Raw genomic sequence first — 2730 nt, 5'->3', positions numbered from 1 at the left:
GGCCCGAGCTCGACGGCCAGGAGCGCGTCCCCGACGAGCTCGCCCGCCGCGGCGGCGAGGCCGGCGGCGTCGCGCGGCGGGCGCGCGCGCCTCGTCAGCAGGTGCCGGGTGAGGACGCCGCGCGTGTGCTTGGCGTGGTGCGACACGACGGACCGCACGCCGTCGACCTCGCGCAGGACGCGCACGGCCACCCAGTCGGACGAGCGCGGCGGGTGCCACGCCGCGAGGTACGCCGCGGACCGGCAGTCGACGACCAGCCGGCCGTCCGCGGCGTCGTCGAGCTCGGCGGCCAGCGCGGACCGCCACGCGGGCGCGAGCGCACCGACGCCGGGCAGGTCCGTGCCCATCGACAGGCGGTACGCGGGGATCGGGTCCTCAGGCGTCACGACGCCCCACAGCCCCGACACGACGCGCACGCTCTCCTGCGCGCGTCGCCGGGCGGCGGGCGTCAGCCGGTCGAGACCCGCCGCGGCGTACAGGACGCCCGAGTACACGCGTCGCGCGGGCGCAGTCGGGACCTCGTGCAGCCGCACGTTGCGGGCGACCTCGTCGCCGAGGCTCGCGCCCACGCCCAGCACGTCCGCCGCGTCGGGCCGCCCGCTCGTCTCGACGAGCGCGTCGAGGACCTTGCGCCGCAGCGGCGTCAGGCCGGGCGACGACAGCGCGTCGAGGTCGAGGACGGGACCGCGGGCCGGGGACGTCTTGCCCTCGGAGGGCGGCAGGAGCACGAGCACGTCCGAACTGTAGGCTCCGCTGGCCGCCCGGGGCTCGTCGGGCGATGCGGGCGCGCGAAGGGTGGCGACGATGGCGCAGGTCAAGGTGTACGGGCGTCGCGACGTGTGGTCCACGCGACGTCGCGAGGTGTCCGACGCGATCCACGACGCGCTGGTGCGCGCGTGGGGCCTGCCGGCCGACAAGCGGTTCCACCGCTTCCTGCTGCTCGACGCGGAGGACCTCGTCGCGCCCCGCTCCGACGCCTATCTCGTCGTCGAGGTCGTCTGCTTCACGGGCCGCTCGCGCGCCGCCCGCCGGGCGCTGCTCGCCGCGTTCTTCGACGACGTCGCACCCGCCCTGGGCCTCGCGCCGGACGACCTCGAGGTCGTGATCCTCGAGAGCCCGCCCGAGAACTGGGGCATCCGCGGCCGCTCCGGCGACGAGCTCGACCTGCCGTACCGGGTGGACGTCTGACCAGCGGGTAGACTCGTGCGCGCGGATGAGTCAGTCAGGCGGCCGCGTCAGGCCCTCGGGCCTGCCGAGGAACGTCCGGGCTCCGTAGGGCAGGGTGGTGGGTAACACCCACCCGGGGTGACCCGCGGGACAGTGCCACAGAGAACAGACCGCCTGCACGGGCCGCGCGCGAGCGTGGACCGGCGCAGGTCAGGGTGAAACGGTGGTGTAAGAGACCACCAGCGTGCCGGGTGACCGGTGCGGCTCGGTAAACCCCACCCGGAGCAAGGTCAGACAGGGAGCGTTCGAGGGCGGCCCGCCCGAGCTCCCGGGTAGACCGCTGGAGGCGTGCGGCAACGTACGTCGTAGAGGGATGGCCGCCACCCGTGCCGGGGCAACCGGGCACGGGGACAGAACCCGGCGTACCGACTGACTCATCCGCCCTCCCTCAGGTCGCGCGCGCCCCGGTGCCGCCGCAAGATGGGTCCACTCCTCGTGGAGGGGTGCCAGGTGAGCAGGTGCCTGGACGGCAGTGTCGCCGAGGGGGAGCCCAGATGGCCACGATCCACGTCCCGCCCGACGCCCAGCCCGCGCCGCCGGTCGTCCCGGCGGGCGTGCTGCAGGACATCACCGAGTCGTTCGGGTCCGACGCCGTCGAGCACGCGGTGCGCCTGCACGACGAGGCGCGTGAGGTGCACGAGCGGGTAGCGCTGTTCTTCGACGGGCTGGCGGGTTCCGGTACCGAGCGTCGTGGCTACTACCTGGCGCGGGCGGCGCGGCACCGGCTGCTCGCCGAGCAGGAGCGTGAGGCCGGGTCCCGGCAGCGCAGCCGGCGGCCGCTGAGCACCTGAGGCCCCCCAGGCGTCGAGGTCGGGGACCGAGCCCGCCCGACATCGCACCGTGCGCCGAGTTGGACGTCTGACCTGCACTTTCGTCGGTCCGTTTGCCCCTCGGGCGACCCGTGCGGCTGGTAACTTCCGGCACGACGGGCAAAAAGCACGTCACGGTCATCTCACCCAGGGGGCTCCCTTGCGTCATGCACTCGTCCGGACCGCCGTCGCCGTCGTCGGGGCAGCCGCCCTGACCTTCGTGGGCCTCGGCGCCGCACAGGCGGGCTCGGCGTCGAGCACCGTCAGTGCCCTGTCCGCCAACGGCAAGTCCTACAGCGCGCAGGCGCTGGTCTACACCAACACCGGCTCGGCCTGGGCCTACTCGCGCATCAACTCCAAGTCCGGCAACGTCGCGTCGGGCTGGATGGGCGCCAACGGGCGCCTGTTCAACTCGGGCGGCTCGCTCGTCAAGGAGGGCGGGTTCACCTACAACTCGGGTGCCGCGTCGGGTCTGTCGATCCCGTCGGGGACGCTCTACCGGTCGGGGTCGTTCTACAGCTACGGCGTCGTCAAGGTGTGGAACGGCAGCTCGTACAACGCCCACTACACGTTCAAGTCGCCGCTGCAGAACGCCTGAGCGATGACGCAGGGACACGTGGCGCAGCGGCGCACCACGACGGTCGCCCGGCGGCACGCGGCCCTGCTGCTCCTCGCCGTCGCCGGGGGGGGAGGG

General features: G+C 74.0%; 4 protein-coding genes and 1 other RNA gene. 4 read left to right on the top strand and 1 reads right to left on the bottom strand.

The features are described from left to right. The coding region (locus tag CBZ_RS12935; protein WP_130781941.1) for a YaaA family protein at positions 1-734 on the bottom strand (734 nt) is incomplete at its 3' end. Positions 735-804: 70 nt separating this feature from the next. Between CBZ_RS12935 and CBZ_RS12930 the strand changes: the two genes are divergently transcribed. From CBZ_RS12930 to CBZ_RS12915, 4 genes are all read left to right on the top strand, one after another. After that, positions 805-1188, top strand: a complete 384-nt coding sequence (locus CBZ_RS12930; RefSeq protein ID WP_130781940.1) for a tautomerase family protein — start codon at positions 805-807, stop codon at positions 1186-1188. Between the two features lie 26 nt (positions 1189-1214). Next, an RNA gene (gene rnpB / locus CBZ_RS12925) (RNase P RNA component class A) lies at positions 1215-1608 on the top strand. 113 nt (positions 1609-1721) lie between these two features. Further along, positions 1722-2018 carry a hypothetical protein gene (locus CBZ_RS12920; RefSeq protein WP_130781939.1) on the top strand — a complete coding sequence of 99 codons (297 nt, stop codon included), beginning with the start codon at positions 1722-1724 and terminating at the stop codon, positions 2016-2018. 178 nt (positions 2019-2196) lie between these two features. Further along, positions 2197-2634, top strand: coding sequence for a hypothetical protein (locus tag CBZ_RS12915; RefSeq protein WP_130781938.1), 438 nt, complete (start codon positions 2197-2199; stop codon positions 2632-2634). Positions 2635-2730: the final 96 nt, after the last annotated feature.

It is taken from the genome of Cellulomonas biazotea, assembly GCF_004306155.1.
Classification (GTDB): Bacteria; Actinomycetota; Actinomycetes; order Actinomycetales; family Cellulomonadaceae; genus Cellulomonas; species Cellulomonas biazotea.
Note: the sequence above shows the minus strand (reverse complement) of the source record. Positions and strands in the feature narration are given on the sequence as shown.

What these genes read in the sequence shown, in the direction of transcription:
- CBZ_RS12920 (WP_130781939.1), top strand. Translation starts at nt 1,722, where the DNA reads ATGGCCACGATCCACGTCCCGCCCGACGCCCAGCCCGCGCCGCCGGTC.
- CBZ_RS12930 (WP_130781940.1), top strand. Translation starts at nt 805, where the DNA reads ATGGCGCAGGTCAAGGTGTACGGGCGTCGCGACGTGTGGTCCACGCGA.